The organism is Bacteroides neonati (assembly GCF_000499785.1).
GTDB lineage: Bacteria > Bacteroidota > Bacteroidia > Bacteroidales > Bacteroidaceae > Bacteroides > Bacteroides neonati.
This window is the reverse complement of the sequence record NZ_HG726028.1, coordinates 137164-163608: the sequence shown is the minus strand read 5'-3', so window position 1 is coordinate 163608 and position 26445 is coordinate 137164. Positions and strand designations below refer to the sequence as shown.

The 26445-nt window shown below is 39.8% G+C and carries 24 protein-coding genes; 23 read left to right on the top strand and 1 reads right to left on the bottom strand.

Features of this window, described 5'->3' with window-relative positions:
- Window positions 1–5 precede the first annotated feature (5 nt).
- Complete coding sequence (gene mutL / locus TY03_RS20205; RefSeq protein ID WP_042373297.1) at window positions 6–1925, top strand: DNA mismatch repair endonuclease MutL; 1920 nt, start codon at window positions 6–8, stop codon at window positions 1923–1925.
- A gap of 152 nt (window positions 1926–2077) precedes the next feature.
- Here mutL and TY03_RS20200 read toward each other — a convergent pair whose 3' ends face one another.
- Complete coding sequence (locus TY03_RS20200) at window positions 2078–2977, bottom strand: hypothetical protein (RefSeq protein WP_148335740.1); 900 nt, start codon at window positions 2975–2977, stop codon at window positions 2078–2080.
- 348 nt (window positions 2978–3325) lie between these two features.
- Between TY03_RS20200 and TY03_RS20195 the strand changes: the two genes are divergently transcribed.
- The 22 genes from TY03_RS20195 (at window position 3326) to TY03_RS20090 (ending at window position 26256) form a co-directional block, all read left to right on the top strand.
- Entirely contained in the window at window positions 3326–3538 is a 213-nt protein-coding gene (locus tag TY03_RS20195; protein WP_042373371.1) for an NVEALA domain-containing protein, read from the top strand.
- A complete protein-coding gene (locus TY03_RS20190) occupies window positions 3535–4581 on the top strand; it encodes a BF3164 family lipoprotein (RefSeq protein WP_042373294.1) in 1047 nt (348 codons plus the stop codon). Before TY03_RS20195 ends, TY03_RS20190 begins: the two co-directional genes overlap by 4 nt.
- A gap of 107 nt (window positions 4582–4688) precedes the next feature.
- On the top strand, window positions 4689–6575 hold the full coding sequence (locus tag TY03_RS20185) for a transglutaminase domain-containing protein (RefSeq protein ID WP_042373293.1): 1887 nt from the start codon (window positions 4689–4691) through the stop codon (window positions 6573–6575).
- Between the two features lie 53 nt (window positions 6576–6628).
- A complete protein-coding gene (locus TY03_RS20180; RefSeq protein WP_148335739.1) occupies window positions 6629–7660 on the top strand; it encodes a hypothetical protein in 1032 nt (343 codons plus the stop codon).
- Between the two features lie 135 nt (window positions 7661–7795).
- Window positions 7796–8956 carry a DUF4221 family protein gene (locus TY03_RS21665; RefSeq protein WP_052332581.1) on the top strand — a complete coding sequence of 387 codons (1161 nt, stop codon included), beginning with the start codon at window positions 7796–7798 and terminating at the stop codon, window positions 8954–8956.
- 5 nt (window positions 8957–8961) lie between these two features.
- Window positions 8962–9306: a hypothetical protein gene (locus TY03_RS20170; RefSeq protein WP_042373288.1), complete on the top strand. Its 345-nt coding sequence runs from the start codon at window positions 8962–8964 to the stop codon at window positions 9304–9306.
- A gap of 18 nt (window positions 9307–9324) precedes the next feature.
- The gene (locus TY03_RS20165) at window positions 9325–10440 is read left to right on the top strand and encodes a 6-bladed beta-propeller (protein ID WP_042373368.1); all 1116 of its coding nucleotides are present in this window, start codon (window positions 9325–9327) and stop codon (window positions 10438–10440) included.
- A gap of 13 nt (window positions 10441–10453) precedes the next feature.
- Window positions 10454–11623, top strand: coding sequence for a DUF4221 family protein (locus TY03_RS20160; protein ID WP_042373286.1), 1170 nt, complete (start codon window positions 10454–10456; stop codon window positions 11621–11623).
- Between the two features lie 27 nt (window positions 11624–11650).
- Window positions 11651–12727 (top strand): BF3164 family lipoprotein, encoded by a 1077-nt coding sequence (locus TY03_RS20155; RefSeq protein ID WP_042373284.1) that lies wholly within the window; start codon window positions 11651–11653, stop codon window positions 12725–12727.
- A gap of 37 nt (window positions 12728–12764) precedes the next feature.
- The gene (locus TY03_RS20150) at window positions 12765–13793 is read left to right on the top strand and encodes a TolB-like 6-bladed beta-propeller domain-containing protein (RefSeq protein ID WP_042373365.1); all 1029 of its coding nucleotides are present in this window, start codon (window positions 12765–12767) and stop codon (window positions 13791–13793) included.
- Between the two features lie 52 nt (window positions 13794–13845).
- Window positions 13846–15027 carry a DUF4221 family protein gene (locus TY03_RS20145; protein ID WP_074434222.1) on the top strand — a complete coding sequence of 394 codons (1182 nt, stop codon included), beginning with the start codon at window positions 13846–13848 and terminating at the stop codon, window positions 15025–15027.
- A gap of 246 nt (window positions 15028–15273) precedes the next feature.
- Window positions 15274–16215, top strand: a complete 942-nt coding sequence (locus TY03_RS20135) for a DUF4221 family protein (RefSeq protein ID WP_081713148.1) — start codon at window positions 15274–15276, stop codon at window positions 16213–16215.
- A 71-nt stretch (window positions 16216–16286) separates the two neighbouring features.
- Entirely contained in the window at window positions 16287–17465 is a 1179-nt protein-coding gene (locus tag TY03_RS20130) for a DUF4221 family protein (protein WP_042373278.1), read from the top strand.
- Between the two features lie 138 nt (window positions 17466–17603).
- On the top strand, window positions 17604–18698 hold the full coding sequence (locus TY03_RS20125) for a winged helix-turn-helix domain-containing protein (RefSeq protein WP_042373275.1): 1095 nt from the start codon (window positions 17604–17606) through the stop codon (window positions 18696–18698).
- Window positions 18699–18774: 76 nt separating this feature from the next.
- Window positions 18775–19020 carry an NVEALA domain-containing protein gene (locus TY03_RS20120; protein ID WP_042373273.1) on the top strand — a complete coding sequence of 82 codons (246 nt, stop codon included), beginning with the start codon at window positions 18775–18777 and terminating at the stop codon, window positions 19018–19020.
- Between the two features lie 236 nt (window positions 19021–19256).
- Window positions 19257–19529, top strand: a complete 273-nt coding sequence (locus TY03_RS22115) for an NVEALA domain-containing protein (protein WP_074434220.1) — start codon at window positions 19257–19259, stop codon at window positions 19527–19529.
- Window positions 19530–19593: 64 nt separating this feature from the next.
- Entirely contained in the window at window positions 19594–20589 is a 996-nt protein-coding gene (locus tag TY03_RS20115; RefSeq protein WP_148335738.1) for a hypothetical protein, read from the top strand.
- On the top strand, window positions 20586–21578 hold the full coding sequence (locus TY03_RS21660) for a hypothetical protein (protein WP_052332577.1): 993 nt from the start codon (window positions 20586–20588) through the stop codon (window positions 21576–21578). The genes TY03_RS20115 and TY03_RS21660 overlap by 4 nt, the downstream gene beginning before the upstream one ends.
- A 12-nt stretch (window positions 21579–21590) precedes the next feature.
- Complete coding sequence (locus tag TY03_RS20105) at window positions 21591–22451, top strand: DUF1573 domain-containing protein (RefSeq protein ID WP_042373271.1); 861 nt, start codon at window positions 21591–21593, stop codon at window positions 22449–22451.
- A 20-nt stretch (window positions 22452–22471) separates the two neighbouring features.
- A complete protein-coding gene (locus tag TY03_RS20100) occupies window positions 22472–23614 on the top strand; it encodes a 6-bladed beta-propeller (protein WP_081713147.1) in 1143 nt (380 codons plus the stop codon).
- A gap of 348 nt (window positions 23615–23962) precedes the next feature.
- Window positions 23963–25066, top strand: a complete 1104-nt coding sequence (locus tag TY03_RS20095) for a 6-bladed beta-propeller (protein ID WP_042373267.1) — start codon at window positions 23963–23965, stop codon at window positions 25064–25066.
- 137 nt (window positions 25067–25203) lie between these two features.
- Window positions 25204–26256 (top strand): BF3164 family lipoprotein, encoded by a 1053-nt coding sequence (locus tag TY03_RS20090; RefSeq protein ID WP_042373359.1) that lies wholly within the window; start codon window positions 25204–25206, stop codon window positions 26254–26256.
- Window positions 26257–26445 lie beyond the last annotated feature (189 nt).

Sequence of the window (26445 nt, the reverse complement as noted above, 5' to 3'; positions counted from 1 at the left end):
TATTTATGAGCGATATCATTCATTTGTTGCCCGATTCGGTTGCCAATCAGATTGCAGCCGGAGAGGTCATTCAACGTCCTGCCTCTGTAATTAAAGAGCTGGTCGAGAACGCTATTGATGCCGATGCACGTAGCATACATGTATTGGTTACCGATGCCGGTAAAACCTCTATTCAGGTGATCGACGATGGCAAAGGCATGTCCGAAACCGATGCTCGTCTTTCGTTCGAGCGTCATGCCACCTCAAAGATACGCCAGGCAGCCGATCTTTTTGCATTGCGCACCATGGGCTTCCGTGGCGAAGCACTTGCTTCTATTGCTGCTGTGGCGCAAGTCGAACTCAAAACACGTCCCGAAGACGAAGAGCTCGGAACCAAGATTGTCATTGCCGGTTCTCAGGTAGAGAGTCAGGAAGTGGTCTCTTGTCCGCGCGGAAGCAATTTTTCAATCAACAATCTATTCTTTAATATCCCTGCGCGTCGTAAGTTTCTCAAGGCAAACTCAACCGAACTGAGCAACATCCTTGCCGAGTTCGAGCGTATTGCGTTGGTGCACCCCGAGGTCGCTTTATCGCTCTATAGCAACGACTCTGAGTTGTTCAATCTACAACCGTCGAATCTGCGTCAGCGTATTCTGGCTATTTTCGGTAAGAAACTCAATCAGCAATTACTCATGGTCGAGGTCAATACCACTATGGTACAGGTTTCGGGCTTTGTAGCCAAACCCGAAACAGCCCGTAAGAAAGGAGCGCATCAATACTTCTTTGTCAACGGTCGCTACATGCGTCATCCCTATTTTCATAAAGCAGTGATGGATGCCTATGAGCAACTTATTCCTAGCGGTGATCAGATTTCTTACTTTCTATATTTCGAGGTCGATCCTGCCAATATTGATGTCAACATCCATCCAACGAAGACCGAGATTAAATTCGAAAACGAGCAGGCCATCTGGCAAATTATTTCCGCTTCCGTTAAGGAGTCATTGGGCAAATTCAATGCTGTGCCCTCTATTGACTTCGATACCGAAGATATGCCCGATATTCCCTCTTTCGAGCAAGAAACCCTGCCACCACCACCTACGGTACATTATAATTCCGATTTTAATCCCTTCAAGCCAACTTCAAGCAATCCGCGTAGTGGCAGTGCGTCGAGCGGTTTCGGTGGAGGAGGCTTTTCGCATGCCAAAGTCGACTGGGAAGATCTCTACGGTGGGCTCGAGAAAGCCAGTAAACTCAATCGTCCCGAACCTGAAGCAACCGAAGACCCAATTATGGAACCCCTCTTCGAAGCTGCTTTCGAGCCGGTGGTAGAGCGGGAGGTTTCTCCTTCTACTACTTTTTATGCCGGCGAATCGGTGGTTGAGAAGAGCGGACAGCATCTACAGTTCAAGGGTCGGTTTATTCTTACCTCGGTCAAATCGGGGTTGATGCTTATCGATCAACACCGTGCTCATATTCGTGTATTGTTCGATCGCTACATGGCTCAAATTCGCCAGAAGCAAGGTGTATCGCAAGGTGTTCTTTTTCCGGAGATTTTGCAATTGCCTGCTTCCGAAGCTACCGTTTTAGAAGGCGTTATGGACGAATTGGTTGCCGTTGGCTTCGATCTTAGCAACCTAGGTGGTGGTAGCTATGCCATCAATGGTATTCCCTCGGGTGTCGAAGGTCTCAACCCTGTGGAGTTAGTGCACAACATGCTGCATACAGCCATGGAAAAAGGTAATGATGTGAAAGATGAGATTCAGCAGATTCTGGCTCTCACGTTGGCTCGTGCTGCTGCTATCGTCTATGGTCAGGTACTTTCGAACGAAGAGATGAATCGCTTGGTCGACGATCTTTTTGCATGTAGTGCTCCCAACTATACCCCTGATGGCAAAGTAGTGCTCACTACCATTAAGGAGGACGAAATCGAAAAGCTTTTTAGATAGATACTTTCCTATTGCATACGATCTAGTCGTTTGATGATAAAATTATTGTACGTTTAATGATTTAATCGACAAGCGTTTCAAAAGTACGTACTCTTGTATGCCAAGAGTACGTACTTTATCATGCATTGATATACTAGTTATTGGTCGATTAACTACGTACTCTTTGATAGCACGTAATACTCCTTGTCGGTCGCGTCTGTAATGATGCTATAGGGACAATCTATTTCTGCAAGAAGTTTATTTACTCTGTTTATGGCTGTTGTCATGTTACTTAATTGATTCACAGACTTTGGCCATAGTTCTTTAATCTCATTTTTCTTGATTCGATATTGCTCTGCTTTTAAGAATAGCTGTATTATCTGCAACGGCTGCCGAGTGAATCGGACACATCTACTGTTATATCTCACGTATTCATCCTCTATCACCGGGTACTCCGTTTCTTGGTAATTATTGCTTATTTTCATGATAGGGGTAGCCGCTAACAACCTCTTTGCTGCTATTCTTTGGTGTATTTTATAGGTTAATAGGGCGAAACAGATAACGCATGCTAGCAGTATGCCATAATAAAATTCCTTTTTAGAAATGCTATTCCACAGTGTGGGAAACGGATAGTGTACGTAAGCTATATATTCAATTTTCTCCAGTCCATCGTCCATTATATAATTTGTGCGACCATGGATTACCATTGAAGTTGTATCATTTGTTTGTATCGTACATTGCTTAAAATATCCAGATGCAACTATGCGGATAATGCTATTAGCCTTAATGTTTCTTGATAGCAAAAGACTGTCAAATAGTTGTTGAATATGCTCGCTTTTAAGGCTGTCGGTTAGTAGTAAAAAAGATTGTTGAGTTTGAAGTATAGCTGTTGCGGCATCAACAACCTTATATTTATAAGTAAATGTAGTATCTGTTGTTTGAAAAATACGTGTTTCGGTTTTTCCTATATAGTTTGGACGTTGCTCAATTCCTGTAATAAAAATATTTTTGGTTCTTGTTTTCGCATTTTTAGTAACAGCCTCTTCTAAAATGTTACTAATATATTCATTCATAACCACTTTTCTTTTTTGCATATTCACATTAAGTCTATATGCAACACTAGTCCCTATCACTAATAATGCGATGAGAGAAATGATATAAAATAGATATTTTTTGTAACCTTTCATAGAAAGTAGTACAATGAGTTGTTTGACTCTGGCAAAAGTACAAATAATATATTAAAATCCAATTTCTTAATCCATGAATCCAACAGAAACTACATTATCTGCTATTTTCTATCTTTGTGACGTGTTTTGTGACGCTTTTTTTATTTTGTGACGTATCTTGTGACGTAAATGTTTTTTTTAATTGAACTCTTTGCTATATATTTGCCCTCAACAAACTTAAATAATTTATATATTATGAAGACAAAAGTTATTTTCTTATGCGTAGTGGTTTGTGCTGCTTTTTCTATTTATTCTTATGTTGCTAACAATAAGGAAGGTGCTTTGGGAGATTTGGCCTTAATGAATGTAGAGGCCTTAGCAAATGGGGAAATTGGGATGGCGATATGTGTTGGTGATGGATCAGTTGACTGTCCACATTCGAATGTTAAGGTATTATACTACAAATGAAAATATACCCAATCCTTTTCCTCTTACTTTTAGCGTCTTGTGTTTCTTCTCATAAAGACAATGAAACGGTATATAGCTCTTTTCCTCGCGAGAAGAAGTTATATGCGCAGACGATCGAAATTGATACAGCTTTATTTCGTTATCCGTTTCGGGTACGAATAGAGGGTGATAAAGCGATTGTGCTCGATTTGCACGGAACGGATCATTATTGTCATGTTTTTCAATACCCTGAGTTTACCTATTTAAATTCGTTTGGAAAGCGTGGCGATTCTCCCGAAGAGATGTTGTCGGTAGAAAATGTGCGTTATGGTAAGGATGGCTCGGTATGGATATTAGATGCAAATAAAGGTGAACTAGATAGGTTTGTTTTCTCTTCGTCCGGCGATTCACTTCTTCTCGATGAGGTCGTATCGCTGGACAAGAGTTTGCTTCGTGCACTCGATTTTGCACAGCTCGATGAATCCACCTTTGTTATTCCCGATTATTCCGGCGAAACTCGTTTTTGCAAGGTCAACCAAAGGGGACGTCTCGTTGGTAAGAGTGGCACCATTCCTACAACCAATGACGAGGCTTTGTCTAAAGCCCGTCCGGCACTGGCTCAGGCATGGCGTAGCTTTGTCGATTACAACCCCGATAATGGTGTTTTGGCTGCCGTTACTCAGTTGGGCGAAGTGCTCGAGATTTACAACCTGAAAGATAGTACGCACGTTGTTTGTGTCGGTCCTAACGGAGAGCCCGAGTTTAAAATAGCCGATGGCTATGGTGTGCCTACCGGAATTATGGGGTTTAGTGATGTAAAGGTGACTAATCGTGCTATTTATGCCGTTTTTCATGGGCGTACGTTTAAAGAGATCGCTCAGCAAAAAGAAACAATTGTCGACGGTGGTCAATACATTTACGTCTTTAGTTTACAAGGTGAACCCATCTGCAAGTATACGTTAGACCGATATGTCTATGGTATTGATGTGGACGAAGATAAGCAACGCATCACAGCTACCGATGTAAATAATGATCAACCGATCATACAGTTCTACTTCGATTGACTTTAGCAAATATAAACATAAACTGGAGGGAGTGAATGGTGATTTCTCGTATTTGAGGATTGCCTTCACCCCTTTTCTTATATCAGTGAACAGTAATCTCTGCTTTTATGAAAAGAATGATTGGATTCCTTCTTTTAGGAATAATGCTCTTATCCGCCTGCCGCTCTTCGGTGGACGATCGATTAGAAAACGCTCTTGACTTTGCCGGTGATAATCGAGCAGAACTTGAAAAAGTGCTCGTGCATTATAAAAACGACTCCTTAAAACTTCTGGCGGCGAAATTTCTTATCGAAAACATGCCTGCTTATTATACTTATAAAGGCACTCTCTTAGACTCGATGTATATCGCATTGGCTCAATATGCCGATTCTTCGCGCTATGATGAGCATCGTTTTGCCTACCTCAAGCAATTCTCTTGCAAACAATTAGAGCAAGAGTTTGACGCCAAGGTTATTACAGCCACCTATCTCATTGAGAACATCGACTATTCCTTTAAAGTCTGGGAGCAACGCCCTTGGGGGAAATACATTTCTTTCGACGATTTTTGTGAGTTCCTCTTGCCCTATCGTGTCAGCAACGAGCCGCTTACCCATTGGAAGAAAGAGTTGTACGAACGCTTCACCCCTGTGCTCGACTCTTTGTATACGGGTACCGACGTAGTATCGGCCTGCGATGCAATGAACACCTACCTGATAAGGAAAGGGTGGAGTTACTTCTCCGGTTTCAATGGCCCTCATGTATCCGCTCCTTTTCTGGTTGATAAGCGCGTGGGCAGCTGCAACGATCTATGCGATTATACGGTCTATGTGATGCGCTCTGTCGGCATTCCCGTATCTACCGATATTTATCTGTACTCTCCCGAGCTGGCCTATTATCATGCTTGGAACGCTGTTTTAGATACCACCGGGGTAACGACCTCATTCTCTTTCGACGAGCATACCCCCATACGTGGCAAAAACCTGATGCGTAAAAAAGGAAAAGCCTATCGGCTTTGTTATGGGCTGCAACAAACTTCTTGGCATCATTATCTCAAGGATGTATCAGCCCAATATTTCCCGTCCAATCAGGCAAATGTAGCTTGTGAGTTTGTAGAGAACGGAGATCAACGCCCTGTTTGGCTGGCCATCTTTACGGATCATGGTTGGAAGCCCATTGGTGGAGGAGAGTATCTTAACGGAATAGCCCTCTTTCGCGATATCGAACCCGGACTTATCTATATGGCTCTGTATAGCAAAGACGACCGACTTACTACGGCCGGATATCCTTTTAAAATCGATAAAGGAACGGGCAATGTTGTTTATTACCGCCCCGATGGGCAAGCCTCTCGCATAATCCTTACGCGCAAATATCCCTTGACGAAAAACGTCAAAACTTTTATGAAGCGCATGGCTTATGGCCGCTTCGAGGGAGCTAATCGTTCAGACTTCAGCGATGCGGAGTTGCTATATCAGTTGGGAGACGGTGTGAATAAGATCTTTAATGAAGTCCCTATTCAGTCAGCTAAGAAGTATCGCTATGTACGATACCTTTCGGACAAACGCTATCCTGCCGATATTGCCGAAATGTGCTGGTACGAAAAAGGGGGCGACGGGCATAAACTGCCAGGTAAGCTTTTCCATACGGCTGCTTACAACAATACTGATTGTGCAGCCATTCATGCTATAGACGATAATCCGCTTACCTATTTTTCGAGTGCCAAAACCCAAGGATGGATTGGGCTTGATTTGGGGGGAGCTAAGTGCATTGAGCGTATTTCGTATGTTCCTCGCAATGATGATAATTTTATTCGTGTCGGCGATCGTTATGAACTGTTTTACTTTTCGAGCGAGGGTTGGAAGTCACTGGGTTGCCAACGTGCAGATAGTGCCGAACTGATTTATGATAATGCTCCCCGCCATGCTGTTTTCTGGCTTAAAAACTTAACTCGGGGCAAGGAAGAACAGCTGTTTTCGTATTACGACGAAAAGCAGCATTTCAATTATGATACCTATTGAATATGGGTTGAACGGTACGTATAGACACACACACACATATAAACAGACAGATAATGAAACACAAACGTACAATAAGGATTTCAATGCTGATGACTGCGATAGTCGCTTTTGTCTGCTGGGCTGTATTTTTCTATCATACCGGGATGGTAGAACTCAATGATCGTGCAAAGGTTGCGTTTGATCAAGCACTCGAACAGGAGTTGGTCAAGAGGCATACAGAAATAGGAACCATTGATATACATAGCCGCATAAGTCCCGATAAGGTCGAACAGATACCCGAAATCGTTTCTGTACAAAAAGGAACGAATAGAGTGGAATACTCCATTACGCCCGAGAAGCATGCTCGCAATATAACGAAGTCTGCCGATATGCGTGTTTTGCATTCTATTGCTTTAGAGAAAGCACCGATTATTCCCGATTCGCTAAATCGCATCTGGCAGCAAACCTTAACGAAGCTGCATTTAAAGGGTAAAACTGCATTGAAGATTGTTTTTACCGACGAAAACAAGCGCGAAGTGCCTCTGCAAACGAGCAACTATGCCGCTTGGTCACTTACGGATTCTCCGCTATTTCTCTGTTATATAGGCTATGGATGTGAAACAGAGATAACCGGTTTTATTCATTTTTCTTTCCGGACGCTCATCGGTCGGTATGTAGGTGTGCGTATATTGCTCTGTTTAGGGCTTTGTGCTATTTTGTTGCTTTTGACCGATCGTGTGTTTCTGTTGTTCTGTCGCTCTACCGGGTTTAGTTTAAATGCCCGCTACTCGACGGATATCCCCGAAGCGGGAAAAAGAATCTATGGATTCAAAGATGATGTTTTTTATGATGGAGTACAAAGAATCTTGTTTGTAGGTGTAGAGCAAAGGCATTTAACAAAACAAATAGGTTTTCTCTTTGAGGCTTTTTTAAATGCAACTGATTATCAATTGACGAATGATGAATTAATGACGCTATTGTGGCCCAATCAGTCGGGCACTCCCGACAGGCTACATCAAGTTCTCAGCCGAATGCGAAAAGTGCTTATCCCGGTCATTCATATAGAGAGGATATCTCCGAACGGTTATGCATTGATTATCTTATAAAGAATGTACTCCCGATGGAATGGGCTGTTTTTGCATAAATATCTCTTTTTCAGCGTTTGTCAGCCATTTTGTTTGGTAGAATAGGCTCATGCTGTTATCTTTGCTGAACGACTTCTAACCAAATACACTGACACGATGAAAAACTATTTATTTATAATTTTGTATTGCATTCTTTTTTCGTCCTGTGGAGCGAAGAGAGCTCACGATTCATTTGCCTTGCAAGCAACCGACACTTATTTGGATTTCCCTATTGACGAGGAGACGCGTTTGCCTAAGTTCTGTCTGTGGACTTTCGAGGAGAATGGAGTAGAGTACTTAACTTTTAATAGTTATGGAAACCATGTGTTGTTCTATGAGATAGCCACCGGACGATTGGTGAAAAAGGTGAAATACGAAACCGAAGGGAATCATGGTGTCGGATTTATTTATAGCTTTTCCGCAACTGATTTTAATCATATCTATATAGCCGATACATCATTGCCCATAATTTACGTAACAGATTCGACCGGACAGATCTGTTCCAAGATACGATATGACAAGACAAGTCAGGGGATACCGTTAATTCCCACTTTTGCCCATACTATCACGTATTCTCCGATGTGCTTTTTGGGCGACAGCTTGTATCTTTCTCAAGATGGTAATAATCAGTTAGGAGATGATTTTATGCCTAAAAGTCCTCTTGGAGTGATGATTGACAGACATACTCACAAAATCACTTCCACTCCTTTGAAGCACATTGTCACTACTCGCGATGCGAAAGCCCTTCCTTATTCAACCGCAAGCGGAGACAAAGTGAGTGTATGCTATAATGGAACCGATTTCGTTTATTCTAGTGAGTTGACCGATTCCATTTATACACTATCGCGTGATTTTTCAAAGATAGCTAAACACCCGGCAAAAAGTCGCTATATCAAACATCCCGAATTTGAAGTTCTACCATCCGATACCGATATCGACCAATTGATTAAACGAAAGTGTGAGTTGCCATCTTATGGTAATTTAATTTACGATCCGTATCGCGATGTTTATTATCGCTTTGCCTTCCCTAAAGCGGAATTTGGAGCTGAGAAAAACTTTATGGATATCTATCACAATGGGCGCAAACAGTTTTCCATAATTATTTTAGATAAGGATATGAATGTGGTTGGCGAAACGCTTTTTCCCGAATATACGTACAATGCTTATTTGTTGTTTGTGCGTAAAGATGGTTTGTATGTAAGTGCCACCCATTTTAAGCGTCCCGATTTTGATGAAAACAGATTGCGCTTTCAAAAGATTGCATTAGTAAAATTATAGCTTATATGAAAAACAGACATGCTTCACTTCTCATTTTATGTTGCCTACTTCTGTTTGCTTCATGCCACTCGCATCAGGGTGATGATAACAGAGGAGTAACTTATCCCCAATACGTGGCGATATTGAATATTAATCAATCTTTGCAAAAAAAAGAGGCTGTTTTCGAAAAGAGATATCCTTTTATGGACGATGCCAATAAATCCATCTTTGCTGAATCAAATGCCGCTTTTCTGATAAAAGATAATATTAAATGTATTTCTATTGACGAGTGCAATGGCTTGTTGTACGCAGTGTTAATGAATGACCGTATTGTAAAATATAACGTGCAGGTTTTTCTCTCGATTGTTTAACTTTATAATATCATGCCTATGAAATTCGTATATGCATTGGCTGTTTTTTTTCTTCTTTCTTGTAAAGACTCAAAGACTACTGTGGGCAGCACCATTTTAAAAGTCGATTTGAGCGAAAAGAGTGTTGCTATGAGCGAACTGTTCGATAAGATCGTAGTTGTGCCGTTAGAGACAAAAGACAGTTCGTTTATTATTCGTCCCCAAAAAATCATTGTTGATAAGAATGAATACTTTGTTTTTGACGAAGGCATCCCTGCCGTACTCGTTTTTGATGATCGTGGCCGGCTTTTACGCAAGATAGGGAAGAAAGGACAAGGTCCCGGCGAATATCGCGAAATTTATGATGCAGTAGTCAATAGAGCCGATAACCGGGTCTATATGTTGTCTCCTTTTGGTAGTATTTACTGTTATACATTGGCAGGAGAGTTTATTAAAAAGATCGAACTGCCTATGAAAGCTAATTACCAAACGATGGAAGAGTTTGACAAAGAACATTTTGTAACATGGACAATCCCTTCCAGCCTCGAAGAACCGGGAGTTAGCCTTGTTTCGAAAGATTCGGTCAAGGAGGTAAAAGGATTTTGGTACGAAAACCGTATTCTGAATTCTCAGAATCCGAGAGTCTTTTATCAATACGATAAACGTACGTATTTCTCTACTCCGTTTCACAACGAAGTGTATACGATTGGCAAAGATAGCTTGCAGGTATCGTATCGATGGGATTTCGGCAAAGATAATATCGATTTAAAGAAAGCAGGATTTACGTTAACACCCGATAAAGAGCAAGAGGAAGATAAATTACTGCTTCAATACCTGCTTGATTCGACTATTCCTTATATACTAAGCCGGCAACAGCAGAATGATAAGTTTTATTATGCTAAGTTGACCTTCGGTTTCCGGATATGGAAGAATCTTTTTTATCGAAAGAAAGACGGAAAGAGCTTCTTTTTTGAGAAAACAGCCGAAGGCATACCGTTGCGGCCATTGGCATTCAATAATGATTATTTAATTTGTCTTGTCAATAATGACGATTTCGAGAACTATAAACAGGTTCTTCCGGAGGAAGAGTATCGAAAACTCGAGCAACGCCTGGAGGATGATAACCCGTGTTTAATTAAATTCTATTTCAAATAAATAAACAGACAATATGAAGACTAAACCCCGTATGTGCATATACCTACTTCTCCTTTGCGTATGCGCTACCTCTTGCTTTCGTGCAAATAATGGAGAAAAGCGTAGTAATGTCTATGCCGATAGTATTGGGCTTGTGGCGGAAGAGGTATCCATTCCTCCGTCAGATGTGCTGTTGCTGAAATCTTATCCTTTATCTTCTTCCTATCGTGCCGATTCGACCCTTGTTGTAGTGGGTTATAATTACAAAGAGCATGCGTTGGACTTCATTGAATTGAATAGCAAGAAAACGGTTCAATTGAAGTTAAATCAAGAAGGACCAAGTGGAATCACCCGAAGAATCGGTGGGTTATATGTGCATAACTTAGATTCGATTTGGCTTTGTGATGATACCCAGCAAGCCTATTTGATAAACAGCAAAGGAGAGATGAAAAATAAAATAGCCTTGAATGATGGAGAATCCGATGGGGTAGTTGCCGTAATGGCAAACTATGCAATGTCTGTTATCAAATTATATTATAATGAACGGCGACAGTCATTGTTCTATGCTGTCGAGATCGTGGTAAACGATATTCCCAAATTAGTTGTTAAAGAGAGGGCTTTAGACCAACAAAAGCCGGTTGATAGCTACGGACTTACACCGTCTGTTGTCGAGCCGAATATCACCGTCAAAGACTACGGCTATATCTATCGCCCCAATATCAGTTTTACAGACGATTTGATTGTTTATAATTACCCGATAGAGTCTTCAGTATATACGATTGATCTGGATACCGGAGAGCGAAAGACGATTTCGGGTGAGAGCAAATTTACCCCCAACGTAGTTCCTAAGTGCGTCTCAGCACCCACGTATGAGGCAAGAGAATTGTTTGCACTCGAAAATGTATGTTTTCATGAAATAATGCACCTATCTGCATCTGATTTATATGCCCGATTGCATGTGAGTGGAGTCGATACTGCCGATGAAAAAGATCCGGGAAAGTTGAATGCCGGCCGAAAGCTATTGCTAACTCTATTTAACCGTGACTTTGAGATAGTGAACGAGTTGGAACTGCCCTCGCGCAGATATAGTTACTATACCGGGTGGTGTGCATTGGATGAGGGTATACTGATTTTTGTCGATAACATACTCTCCGGTTCAGACGCCTCCGAGGAGTTGATTTTCGATGTTTATAGACCTGTTTAAAATAAAACTATCTTAATACATAAAGTTATGATAAAACAACTACCTAAAGTTCTCTCCCTGTTATTGTATATAAGCATATTGGGAGCCTGTAAAGAAGAGAAACCTCGTACGGTTTTAGAGCTATTCCCTGAATCGCAGTTTTTGACTCAAAAGAAAGATTTTGCGATAAATGAGGACTCTTTGGTGCAGGTAGCGGGGTTGGCATGTGATGGCAAAAACTTGGTTGTCTCCGATGCTCATTCGGGGCATAGTTATACTTTTTTCGATGCCCATTCTGGCGAATACATCGCCCCCTTTGGAGTGATTGGGCAAGGGCCTGCCGAAATACCGGCCAACTCTTATGGCTATTTGTCGAGCCGATGCTTCACGGTATTTAACGACCAAACCGGAGTTGTGATGAAATACAGCCTTGATTCTTTACGCAGTGGCCAGCCAAATGCTTCTCCTGTATGCCTAACCAGATACACTCTTCCTGATGCGCAAATTTCACGACTGATAGCTATTGATGATAGTACTTTTTTGGGGGCAGGAACGTATCAATCTCGCTATCAATACCTGCTCTTCGATAAAAACAGCACTGTAATGGATTGTGGCGTCGATGTATATAATTTGGCCGATAGTGCCTTTAATGTATATACTAAATACCTTGCTAACCAAGGCGTGCTGATTATGCATCCGCAGAAGAAACTATTTGCTTATTCCGTAAATTTCTCGTCGAATATCGACTTCTTTACCATCAAAAACAATAAGATAGAACTGATTGAGTCGTTGCGGTTGGCCGACCCGATCTGTGAGCCCCAAGTGGGAAAGATAGGAGACAATACATTCTATAGTGTAGGGCGTACAGAAAATAGCCAAACCGGTTATATACAGCTTTGCGGCACCACGAAGTATGTCTATGCCTTGTATTCGGATAAAAAGGTGAATGAGAATGGTTGGAAATCAGATACGGTGTTGGTCTTTGACTGGGCCGGCCACCCGGTTAAGAAATATACATTAGATACCACCGCCTATCATCTGGCAGTAGACGAGGAGCGTCAGAGCCTGTTTGCTGTAGTGAAAAATAGCGATGATGGTTGGAGTATCGTATCTTATGCTCTTTAGGCTATCAATTTATTTATTCTTGAAAATACAAAAACACATGAAAATTCAATTATTATCCTTGGCACTGCTACTGGTCGGTTGTAGCGAATCACAGAAAAGAGTATCATTTAGTGAGAGTACCGCAGCCAAATCTACCATTTTCACCGAAGCCATTATCTCCATCCCAATGGATATAAAGAAGAGGGGGGATATCCTTTATGTCAGCGATTTTAATGGCGATAGCCTTTTGTACTGCTACAGTCTTAGCCAAGAGCGTTTTGTAAATAAGATGCTGCCGCAAGGCCAAGGGCCGGGTGAGTTCTTAAGCCCTGTCGAATTCTTTATATCCGATTCGTCTGTCTTTATACATAATCGCTGGCATTTTACGGCACAAAACTATACGTTCAATGCAAATGACTTTTCCATTCGGCCGCAAGGAGAATTGATACATCTGCCCATGAATTTTGATAGAATCTACCCGCTGAGCGAATCGCGCTTTGTAGCTTCGGGTGTTTTTGACGACTGTAGATTCCTTATTTTAGACAACAAGGGCAACGTCATATCCAAATGTGGCAGCTTCCCGAACTATCAAAGCGAAGAAGAAGCCGTACCCAATACGGCTAAAGCCATGTTTCATCAATCGCAGTTCGGCTACCATACCACGCGTAAACGTTTGGCGTGTGCTACAAGCAATGTGCTTGAACTCTGGGACTATGCGCCCGACACCTTAACGCTCCACAAAAGGATGCTATTGGCACCCTATCATTATCTGTTCGAATCCACTCCCGATGGTGTTTATGCCGAAAGCGATAATCCGGATGCCGAACTGGGGGCACGTGGCATTGCTGTTTCCGATAAGTATGTTTATGTATTGTATAATCCCAATACGCATCGCATGCACGAAGAGCACAAAGAAACGCAAAAGAGTGAGATTTGGGTTTTCGATTGGGAAGGAGAACCTGTACGAAAGATTTTAATAGACACTCAGGTACAGTGCTTCTGTGTTGATGAAACGGATACTGCCTTTTACTGTGTTCTGGCTGCACCCGATCATTGCATTGGAGTAGTTCTAATTGCTGGTGAATGAGGTGCAGAAAATACATCTACACTATTGTCGGTTTTTTTAAAATCTTAATCTTATGCATAAAATTAGTTCTGTTTTCTTTTTTACTTTAGCTTCACTCTCTTTGCTCGTTTCCTGCGGTTCTGTTGAGCGAGATTCGTATGTGTTGCAGCCCGGCAAGGACTCATTGGTATTTTCATTGAATCCGCAAACGTCTGTATTCATTAAAGCACTTTTTCCGTATACCGATGAGAAGGGGAATGAGTTTTTGACATTTCAAAATAATGTCGAACCACAGATCTTGGTCTACGATATGAATACGCAACAATATGTCAAGACTATCGCTTTAGAAAAAGAAGGCGCCGATGGTGTGGGTGTTTTCTGTGGCTATTACATTCAATCATGGGATGAGATTTATATTCCCTGTATGATGAGGCATGAGATAGATGTAGTAGATAGCAAGGGGAAAATTCGCCGACGGATACAGTATTCGAAAACCGTTGAAGGCAAACAAACACTTCCGGTTTTAGCATTATCATTTCCATATACTCCTTTGTCTATAATCAATAAGAAGATGTACTTAAGCCAACAAAGCCCGAATCTTAGGTTGGGTAGCCGGACGGTAGAAGGCAGCCCGGTAACCCTTGTTTTAGATACGATCAGCGGTGAGTTAAACGAATTTTCGTTGAGGTTTCCCCCTATTATGACTTCCGAACGTATGCAAGGCAATACGTTGGGTGTTGAGTTTAGCTATAGTCAAGTACTTAATGATACGAATTTCGTCTACTCTTTCTTTTTTGATGAAAAGATTAAAGTTGTCTCTTTGTCGGGCGATGTTTTGCGTACTGTTTCTGCCAAAAGTCGTTATATGGATCAACCGGATCTTTCCAACCAAAATGTTGACTTGGCCTCTCTCCCTAAAATATTATGCCAAATTCCATTTTATGGCAATTTGATTTATGATAAGTACCGGGATGTTTATTATCGGTTTGTGTATCCTGAAACAGAAGTACAACCGAATGACAATGCTATGGATATTTGGCAGTTGGGGCGCAGTAAGTTTTCGATCATGATTTTGAATAAAGAGTTCGAGGTGGTAGGTGAGACTTTGTTTCCCGAAAACACCTATGCCTCCAACCATTTCTTTATTCGCGATGATGGTTTATATTTGAGTACGAGCTTCGTTAAGAATCCCAATTTTAGCGATGATAAGCTTTGTTTTAGACGTATTGAATTGGTGAAACAGCCAACAAATTGATTATTTTCAGATTTGATATTTGCTAATCTAATTAAAACTGAATCAACATGAAAGGATTTTTATTATTTGTATTTTTCTTGCCTCTATTCGGATGTCAGGACAATTTAAAAACAGCAACGAATTATAATGATGCTTCTGTTGTTAAGCTCCAGACAGACTCAATATGCATACCATTAGATTCTGTATCTTTGTCGTCTTACCCCTCTGCTACCTTTATCTATTCTACAAAGGAGAATACGGCTATGTATGCTTTTAATACAAAAACCTGGGCAATTGATGTATTTGATTTTAATAAGAAAGCATTGTCCTATCATAATTGAGTTGGAGAGAGAAGGTGCGAATGGAGTTCCCTATATTGATAATATGCAGGTGTTGTCATCCGATTCTATTGTTTGTTTTGCCGACAATGGATTCTTGATATTAAATAGTAATGGAGAGGTCTTGAAGCGGGAAACGATGAATTATTCGGGAAGTGATTATATCGCGAATTTTGACGTAGGAGCGTTTGCTCAGCCATTTTATAATCGGAGTCAGAATCGTATATATGGTCGACTCATTACATCGAAAGAACCCTATCCGTATCCCGAAGGTCAGCAACTGTTTGCTGAATATAATATCGAAAATCAAACGTGGCGCTTATTACCGATTTATCTACCTTCTTATATGCAGGAGAATTGGCAGCGTATGGGGCAAAATCGTAATTTGAATATGTGGATTTCCGATGACCGTATTTGTTATAACTTTACCTGTTTGTCAGATATTTTTGTTTACAATATTCTAAAACAAAACGGTAGGGTAGCAGGTGGTGAGAGCCGTTTGATACACAGTAATGTGTCTCCTTATAATGGTAATCCACAAAATGAAAAAGCTCGTTGGGAACATTGGATAGAGAATCCTGTGTTTTATACTCCCATTTATGATAAATATAAAGATCTTTATTATAGAATACAGATTGGTGAGCTTAAAGAACAGCTTTCTGAAGCACCGACTCCTTATGATAAGAAAATAGTATTGGCTGTATTTAATAGTAAACTCGAAATAATAGCAGAGCATCAATTGGATAATTACAAATATAACTTTCTGTTTTTTGGAGTTGATAAGGAGGGCTTGATTGTAGGTGGAAATAATCCGAAAGATACGACGGTTGATTTTGAGACTTTAAAATTATATAGGTTGCGAGTTAGTTGACTTTCGGAGAAAATACCCTTCTGCTGATTTATTCGATGAAAAAATAACTTTATGATTAAAAGATCAATCTTATGCATAAAATTAGTTGTGTTTTCTTTTTGACTTTAGTTTCGCTCTTTTTGCTCGTTTCCTGTGGTTCTGTTGAGCGAGATACGTATGTGTTGCAGCCCGGCAATGATTCATTGGTGTTTTTATTGAATCCGCAAACGTCTGTATTCATTAAAGCACTTTTTCCATATACCGATGAGAAAGGGAATGAGTTTTTGACATTTCAAAATGATGTCGAACCACAGATCTTGGTCTATGACATGAATACGCAACAGTACGTTAAGACTATCACTTTAGACAAAGAAGGCGCCGATGGTGTGGATGTTTTCTGTGGCTATTACATTCAATCATGGGATGAAATCTATATTCCCTGCATGATGAGGAATGAGATAGATGTAGTAGATAGCGAGGGGAAAATTCGCCGACGAATACAGTATTCGAAAACCGTTGAAGGCAAACAGACACTTCCGGTCATGGTATTATCATGTCCATATACTCCTTTGTATATAATCAATGAAAAGATATACATAAATCAACAATGTCCGAATCGTAGGTTAGGTAATCGGGCAGTAGAAGATAGCCCGGTAACTCTTGTCTTAGATACGATCAGCGGTGAGTTAAACGAATTTTCGTTGAGGTTTCCCCCTATTATGACTTCTGAGCGTATTCAAGGTAATACATTGGGCTCTGAGTTCGATTATAGTCAAGTTCTTAATGATACGAATTTCGTCTACTCTTTCTTTTTTGATGAAAAGATTAAAGTTGTCTCTTTGTCTGGAGATATTCTGCGTACTGTTTCTGCCAAAAGTCGTTATCTGGATCGGTTCGATCTTTCCAACCAAAATGTTGACTTGGCCTCTCTTCCTAAAATATTATGCCAAATTCCATTTTATGGCAATTTGATTTATGATAAGTACCGGGATGTTTATTATCGGTTTGTGTATCCTGAAACAGAAGTACAACCGAATGACAATGCTATGGATATTTGGCAGTTGGGGCGCAGTAAGTTTTCGATCATGATTTTGAATAAAGAGTTCGAGGTGGTAGGTGAGACTTTGTTTCCCGAAAACACCTATGCCTCCAACCATTTCTTTATTCGCGAAGATGGTTTATATTTGAGTACGAGTTTCGTTAAGAATCCCAATTTTAGCGATGATAAGCTTTGTTTTAGACGTATTGAATTGGTTAAATCGAACGATTGAATACTGCAATAAGACTTTGTAACATGTTTTGTGACTGTTTTTTTCTTTTGTGACGTGTTTTGTGACGTTATAAGTAATTTAAAATAGAAATCTTTATTCTACATTTGCCAAAAGAGGACTGAGAAAACAGAAAGACTAATGAAAATGAGAAAAACGACACGACTTTTAGGTATAGGGCTGATAACGATTTCTTTATTGTTGATTGCTATTTATTTCTATCAAAGAAACGAGGTGGCAATGTGCGCAACGGCAGAAAAACTCTTTGTGCAGGTACTAAAAGAGGAGATACAAAGAAAAGGAAAAGCGTTAGGGCTATTTGTCACCTCCTCGGGTGTATTGACCGATACCCTTCCGCTGATTCTTCATATCACAACCCAAGAGGGGGTAAGAACGTATCGGATAGATCCGAATAAAAGTAAGAAAAATATTTCGCAGCACCTTCAGGAGCGGTCGTGCCATTCGGTTGTTTGTGAAGAAAGCGGCTTTTCTTCCGACACGCTTAATCTGCTTTGGACAAGTAAGCTCGAGGAGCAGTTTGTGTTGATCAAGAGTGCTATACGTGTTTCGCGGACTAATCTAAATGGCCGAGCCTTTTTTGCTGAGACCAAAATGCATGATACTTATCAGCCACCTATTTCCTTTATAGCCTATTTGGGAGATCGATGTGAGATTGAGGTTTGCGGTTTTTTCTTTTATTCATGGTTTACGGTTTTCTTGTTTCATCTTTTCCCGTTTGTGATGATAGTAGGTATAGCTATCACCTTGACGATTCTTTTCTGTTTTTTGTTCCGGGCAAAGAAACGTTTACTTCTGGCACAAATATCGGCGGAGTGCTTAATGGCAGAGCGGGAGCGAGAACAACAGGAAAAATTAGTAAACACGGAAGAGGAAGAAGAAACAACCTCATTGGTCTACATATTAAGTCCGGAACTTGTTTTTGATGCAAGCCAAAGGCAACTGATTTTCAACGGCGAAGTAAGACGGCTTTCTCCTCAAATTTGTACTTTGCTATCTGCCTTTTTGATTGCTCCTGATTATACACTCACTCGTAGTGAGATTAGCGAGCATTTATGGGGTAGTAAGTATAGTGCGAAAGAGAGCTTCCGCACAACTCTTTTTCGCTTGCGCAAAGCACTGAGCATAGATACATCCATTTCTATTCGTAAATTAGATTCGGATCATTTTCAGTTACAACTAGCAAAGTGTAATTATGATCAAATTACTAAGCTGTAACGCTTTGTAACGCAAAAAATGATGCTTTATTGAATCTTTTCTTTAGATTTGTGCTGAACACTTAAACACAGATATTATGAAAACGTTTTTAAAAGTCACTTTTTTCTTGATTGCTGCTGTTTCTCTTAGTTGCTTCTGTGGGCATTGGAACTCCGTGGTAGAATCTTACAATTTAAGCACTGAATTATTGCAAAATGTGGAAGCGTTGGCTAATGGCGAAACTCCTTCTCAAACTGCTTGTATTGGTTCCGGCTCTGTTGATTGTCCGATTATGTCTGATAAGGTAAAATATGTAAGTCAAGGTTATGGCTTTATGTATTAACAGAGTTAACTAACGAGTAAAAAAGGAGTGGAGCGATCCATGTAGGTCTAAAACAGAAGATCGCCCACTCCCGAAAAACCAAAAGAAAGGAGGTTTCTCAAATACAAAGGTAATTATTTTAAGACTTAGAACGAGCGAATGTAGCATTTTCTTTTTCTACGGAACAAGTGGCTTCCCGAAAGAGAGTCACGAACTAATAATTAAATAATTATTTATCTCATAAACAAAACTAAATTATGAGCAAGAAATTTTTTGCGACCCTGATAGTCGCTGTAGTTGCAACGTTTGCAGGCTATAATATATATCAATCACAGAGAACAGTAACTATGTCGGATTTGGCGTTGGCGAATGTGGAGGCATTGGCCAATGGTGAAATTGAGGGGACTAATTGTGAAGGGACATGGAATCAAGAATGTTGTGTTTGTTTTGGTTTACATCATACATATGCAAGACCCCAAACCTCTACAGGAGCTTGTGAACATAGAACTAATTGCTCGCATTATAACTAAAAGTTAATCTTGGATGTATCAGTATTAATGCTGATACATCCGTTTATGAAAGGTTTAAAATATTATGAAGAATACATTACTTATATTGGCCATTTTTTGTTTATTGCCGAGTTGTATCGGGCACTCGAATTTGAAGTATGAAAAAGCTTTGCCTGAATTGCTCAATGAAGATTTAATGACTACGATGCCTGGTAAATTGATTGTCACCGATCAATTTTTGGTATGGGAAGATCCGTTTGCGCGAGATTATTTTGTGCATGTTCATGATAAAATGAGTGGTAATGTAGTGGGGAGTATGGGGGCTGTAGGTGAAGGACCGGAGGAGTTTATAACAGGTGGCATCAGTCTTTCTTGCATTGACAATCGCTTCTTTGCCACAGATGCCAATGGCAATACAAAGGGCTATTTATCGTTAGATAGTTTGATAGATCAGCGAAAGACATTTATTCCTTTAACTGCTCATGAAAAAGAATCGCGACCAACTATGGGAGAGTGGGAAGAGGGTGTCTTTGTAGGAGTGACAGAGGATGGCGACGACTCCTATTGCAAAGCTAATATACAAGGGCAAGAATCGACCTTTGGAGTGTATCCCATTTCTGAGATCAAACAACACTTGGGAGGTGACAAAGCCTATGATGCAGTCGATGGTTTGTTTCTCTACTCTTCTTATTCTATCCCATATCTAGCTCTATATAAAAAGATCGGAAACACATTTGTATTGCAATGGGAGGTTCACCCAGATATTAAAACGTACGAAATAAGTGCGGACAAGATCATATTTGACCGTAAAATTCAAGGAATTAGAGGTGTCTGTATGAGTAAAGATTTCATAATAACATTACAGCGTGATCAATCGATCGACCCCATGGATGAAACGACTGTTGGCAGAGATGCGAGTAAATGCCCTCATACCGTTTTTCTTTATGATTATGAAGGGCATCTGATTAAAATTGTAGATTTAGGTATGCCGATTATGCGCATAGCCGCTGATAGAACAAGTAATGTGCTTTATGCCATTGGTGCGAATCCCGAGTTTGTATTAGTAAAATATGAATTATGAATAAATACGGTTTGATGCTGCTTGTCGGTGTTTGTTTCATATCTCTATTGGGATGTCAATCAGTCAGTGAACCGCCAGAGGTTCGTTATTGTAGCTCTTTCCCTCTCGATACCACTGTTTGTGTGACGGAAATTCCTTTCGCGGAAAATAAAGCCAGCCATACAGTAGTGCAAATGGGAGATAAAGTGATGTCGCATGGCGATTATGGTATGGTTAGCATTTATCGTTATCCGGGACTGCATTTTTTGTATAAGCGCTCTATGGAATGTGATCTTTCTTTTGTAGAGAATGGTCACTATTGTAGTGTTAAGAATGGTGTGGCTGATGTCTTTGAATGGAAAGGCGACTCTTTAGAACAGACTTCTTCTTTTGTATTGTGTAAGTGGTTGCCACGCGCTACAATAGAAAGTATTGGGGATGGAAATTATATTTATGTTGACAATTACGAGTGTAAGGGATTGAATGAATTTCATCTACTAAATAGCCGTACTCAACAGCAAAAATCTAAAGGAGAATACCCGGAATCTCCTAATCGATTTAAGCGCCTCAAGGATTTTAAGATAGCCTATGCACATAGTTTACGAATGAAGCCGGATAAAAGTCGGTTTGTACTGTATTATTGCTTGAATCGCCGTTTTCGTATTTACGAACGAAATGGAACGTTGCTTCATGAGGTTTTTCTCGACTATCCACCGGCCAATGATAAAGTTGTCGATTTATCTTATGAAAGACAATATATACATTTTAGTGGTGCATATACTACCGAAAAGCATATCTACCTTTTGAGTCCGGATACACGTGGACTAAGTAAGGCGAAACCCGAATGCTCCATTTTAGTTATTGATTGGGAGGGCAATCTGGTAGCTAGGTATCGACTGAATACTTATTTATATAGCTTTTTTATAGATGAGGATTCTAAAAAATGTATCGGAGTAGGCTGCCAAAAAGGAGGGGTTTACAGTTTTTTTTCTTTTAAGTTGTTGAACTAGTTTATTTATAATATGAGATATATATGCTCTTTTCTTATTCTAGTATTTTTTTCATGTACTGATACAAGAAAAAATGAAATTGCGACCTTGCTTAATGAGTGGATGCAGAAAGAAATCTTATTTCCTCCTAATCCAACTTTTACTTTACGAGGAAAGGATACAGTAGATAATTTAATATTAAATAAATATAAAATAATAAATTATGTTGATTCGGCTGGATGCACTAGTTGTAAACTTCGGTTGTCTGATTGGAGTCAATTGATGTCTTATGTCGATTCGGTGAGTAATCAATCGGTCCAATTTTTATTTTTCTTTTTCCCGAAAAGTGGGGTGGAAGTTTACCATACACTCAGAACTGAGCGGTTTGCGCATCCTGTTTGTATCGACGAAAATGATTCATTCAATAAACTAAATCATTTCCCGTCCGATATGATGTTTCAAACCTTTCTGCTCGATAAAGAGAACAAAGTAGTTGCCATTGGCAATCCTATTCAGAACCCTAGAGTGAAAGAGCTGTATCTCCAAATCATTATGGGCGACAAAGCCCCCAAAGAAACGGCAAGGATGCAAACAGTCGTAGCGTGCCCTATAGCGATGTTGGATATGGGCGAGTTCGATTGGCGGCAAGAGCAAACGGGAAGTTTTGAACTCACCAATACGGGCAATCACCCGTTGGTGATTATCGATGTGGTTACCTCTTGCGGCTGCACCTCGGTAGTTTATGATAAAGCTCCCACACCGCCCGGGAAAAGCACGGAACTAAAAGTTCGCTATAAAGCCGATCATCCCGAACATTTTAATAAAACGATAACGGTGCATTGCAATGCTGAGGCTTCGCCCGTGAAGCTCTCGATTAAGGGCAACGCTCGATAACCTTCAAAAAAAGATATGCTATGAAATTTAATTGGTTTGCTTTATTCGGTATCATGTTCTTGTGTAGTTGTTGTGTTAACCCACCTAACACTAATAAGACGGAAGAGGCCACTGTTGACTTTGGAAATTTGAACCCGACAAATGCTTCCAGTCTTATGGCTGATTATTCTTATGTTGCCTTAGAGTCGCCCGAAGGTGCCTTGTTTGGCAATATGAATCAAATTGAAATTTATAACGATAAAATATATATACTTGATAATAATAAATCGAATGCGTTGTACGTGTTTACAACCGATGGAAAGTATATCACTAAATTGGAGGGAGTGGGAGATGGTCCCGGCGAATTTATCTCTCCTCACTCCTTTTGGATCGATCGGAGTGGGTTTATCTTTATCTTAGACAGGCAACTAAATCGATTGCTGAAATATCAATTGAGCGATCTGCACTTTCTTGATAATATAGTACTTCCTGCTCCGGCCCCTTTATCTTTTGCTTCGATACCCAATCAGGATTTATATATTTACTATTATCCTTTGAGGAAGAATGATGTGTTCTCAGGGAAGCAGGTCATTATAGCCGATGGCGCCGGCAATGTGGTGCACCAATGCTATGACGGCCTCCCATCGGGCAAAATACTTCACGGTAGTGCTACTAATTTTTATTTATTCAATGATCGTATCAGAATTTATCCGCACTTTAGTAACGAAATCTACGAATTAAGTAATGACTCTTTGAACCGTTGCTATGCTTTTGCATGGGGTGATCTTACACTTCCTCCTGCCGAACTGTTCGAGAAATACACCTCTGATGATATTATGAAAGAAGTGTTGACAGGAGAAAATGACTGGATTAGACTATTGTATGTTTATGAGCTCGAAGAACAGTTGGTTGTGAAATATTATATCAAGAGGGAATTCTATTTGTCTGTCTGGCACAAGAAAACGGATAAAACAATGAATGTGAAGAGCGAAAATATAGTGGATGATTTGGGTATGGGAGGTCGTTTTCCGCTGCCTGTGGCAATTCATCAAGATAAGATTATTGGAGCGATTTATCCGTTTGACGTGGATCGGGAAAAGGTAACTGATAAGCGGTTAATCGCTTTACTGGATAATAACCCTGAAGATAGTAATCCTATACTTGTTTTTTATAGGCTAAATTAAATAGGTGATAATATGTCGAAGCTGTCTTTTTATGTGTTGGTGTACTTGGTCTGATATTAACAATCGTCTCTTGTCAATCGGCAGTGAGTGATGGAGCTGTTTTGAAACCAACAGGCGATTCCATAACCTTTTCGTTGAATCCGAAAACAACCGTTCTGATAAGAGCTCTGTTCTCGTTCGAGGATGAAGAAGGACGTGAATACTTAACTTTTCAGAACGACGAAGAGCCGTGAATTGCGGCTTCCTCCCATACTTAGTTCTTAAGTCGGGGCACTTGAAAGGTGTAGGTTTCTATAAAAAGAATCTGTATCGTTTTGCTTTAGTCAATAAACATTTAAAATAGTTTGTATGAAAAATGTATATTATTTAGTATTAGTTGTATTACTATGTACCTCGTGTAGAAAGAGTGGGGTGGTGTCAGGTAATTATCCAGTGGTAGTGGTCGATTTACGTACTAAAGACGTGCAAAAGGATTCGTCAGCCTTTACGAGTTTTTCGACAGTTAAGTTAGAAGTCACGGATGAATCGCTGTTAGCCGATATCGCTAAAGTAGTATGCCATAATGATAGGGTATATGTATTATCTATGCTAGAGCCAACACTCTTTATTTTTGATAAATCAGGAAAGTATCAATCGAAGCTAGCAAAGGGGCAAGGGCCTGGAGAAGTTACTTTTGTTTCTGATATGGCGGTTTATCATGATACATTATATGTTTTAGATGGGTATCGAAGTATAAAGTCTTATGACTTAGATGGAACTTATATAAAAGAAAAAGCACAGTTTGATTATCCTTATTTTTCGATGTCTTTGACTCCATCTGGAATTTATTTATTGGATCCTAATATCAATAGGAAATCAAATCATAACCTACATTTTATAACTTCTAACGGTGAGGAAAAAACGTTCTTGCCAAAAAATAAATGGTTTAAGGATGTTAGTATTGCTACATACAATTCTATGAGAGATGGGTATATCGTGTGGCCGTTATCAAATATAGTTTATAAAGTGGAGAAAGGTAGTGATGACCTTATCCCTGCTTGTCTCATTGATTTTAAAGGAAAATGGATTGATGGGCAGGAGTATAAGTCGGCTGTTACAAATGAAGAGATGTGGGGAGGGAGTCTTGATAAATATGCTCGTTGGCTGAAGGATTTTATCCCATTGAAGGATGGAGGATTCTTTTTTAGCTTCAAATATGATCAAGATTATTTTGTGAAATATATAAATGGAAGCGTATCGATATACGCCAACTTATTAGCTGGGTTGCCTAAGATGAAACAAGCTGCGGTGGGATCGGTAAATAATTCTTTAATATATACCTATACCCGAGAGGAGTTAAGGGAGTATAAGAAAGAGTTTCCGAATCAAGATAAAGAGATTCTGCGGAATTTATATACATCTGTCGAAGAAGAGGATTTGAATCCAATCTTATTTTTTGTACCAGTTAATTGATGCCTATTCACTCTGTCTGGTTTGATAGTGGATATAAATACGTGTACTGGCCACAGCACGGAGACGTTAATTATGGATATACAAAGTGTGTGGCGGTGATAATTTTTGAATTATACTAATAAAATATGTATGGATTTATGAAGTATCTGTGTGTAATATGGACTTTGATTCTTTGGGTATCTTGTCAAAGAGGAGAGAATATAAAATCTCTTGAGGAGATGTTTGTAGATTCGCAAGAACTTACTCACGAGCGTCCACTATCAGATGATATGGTTTGGGGCAGTCCTGCCTTTTTGCATTATGTTGATTCATCTGTAGTGGTATATGATAATACGCTCGATAGTATCTTTACACTTATTGATGTAAGGAACTCTTACGAGTTCCTTCGGTTTGGCAAAAAAGGGCAGGGCGTGAATGAATTCCTCCAACCATTTTCCTTTCAGAATATTGGTGAAGGATATAGAATGGGAGTATATGACGTTTTTAAGCACTCTTTGTTCTCAATTGATTTAAATGCTGTAAAGGCTAGGGGGAAAGAATCGTTTCCTCTAATTGTTAGAGATAGTATGAATAGTATAAATGTAATTCCTACTATATACAACACTTTCATTGGCATTGGATTTTATGAGAATGAATTATTTAGATTGTTTAATGACAAAGGTTCTCTCAAATCTTTCTTTGAATACCCCTATAGAGATGAGGTGGAGAGGAAGATTCCTAATCGCGTTAGAGGTATGGCTTATCAAGGAACTGTAAAATCTAATCCTGCTATGACTAAATTGGTCTATGCCGTACGTACGGCTCCAATTGTTTTCTTTTATAATATTAATGAAGATGGTATAAACAAAAGATGCCAATATGCATTTGCTTATCCCGAATATAAAACAGAGGTATCACAACATTCCATGTCTGCACCTCAAAGTGCAGAAAACAAAATGGGGTTTATTGACTCTTACGCTACGGATCAATATGTTTACTTATTATACTCCGGAAAGAGCTATAAAGATATGAAGACAAAAGCTTTTGAGGGAAGTGTTATTTATGTATTTGATTGGGATGGAAAACCTGTAAAACGATTGATCTTGGATATCCCAATAAAAATCTTATGTGTGTCGGCCGATAATTCTATTATTTATGGGTTTGCAGATATTCCTGAACCTACTTTCTTAGAGTTTAAAATAAATCAATAATGAATGTTTGGTATACTAACAGTGTTGCCTTGATGAATAGAAAAAGAAGTGGCGCGATCCATGTAGGTCTAAAACAGAAGATCGCTCACTCCCGAAAAACCAAAAGAAAGGAGGTTTCTCAAACACAAAGGTAATTATTTTAAGGTTTAAAACGAGCGAATGCAGCATTTTCTTTTTCTACGGAACAAG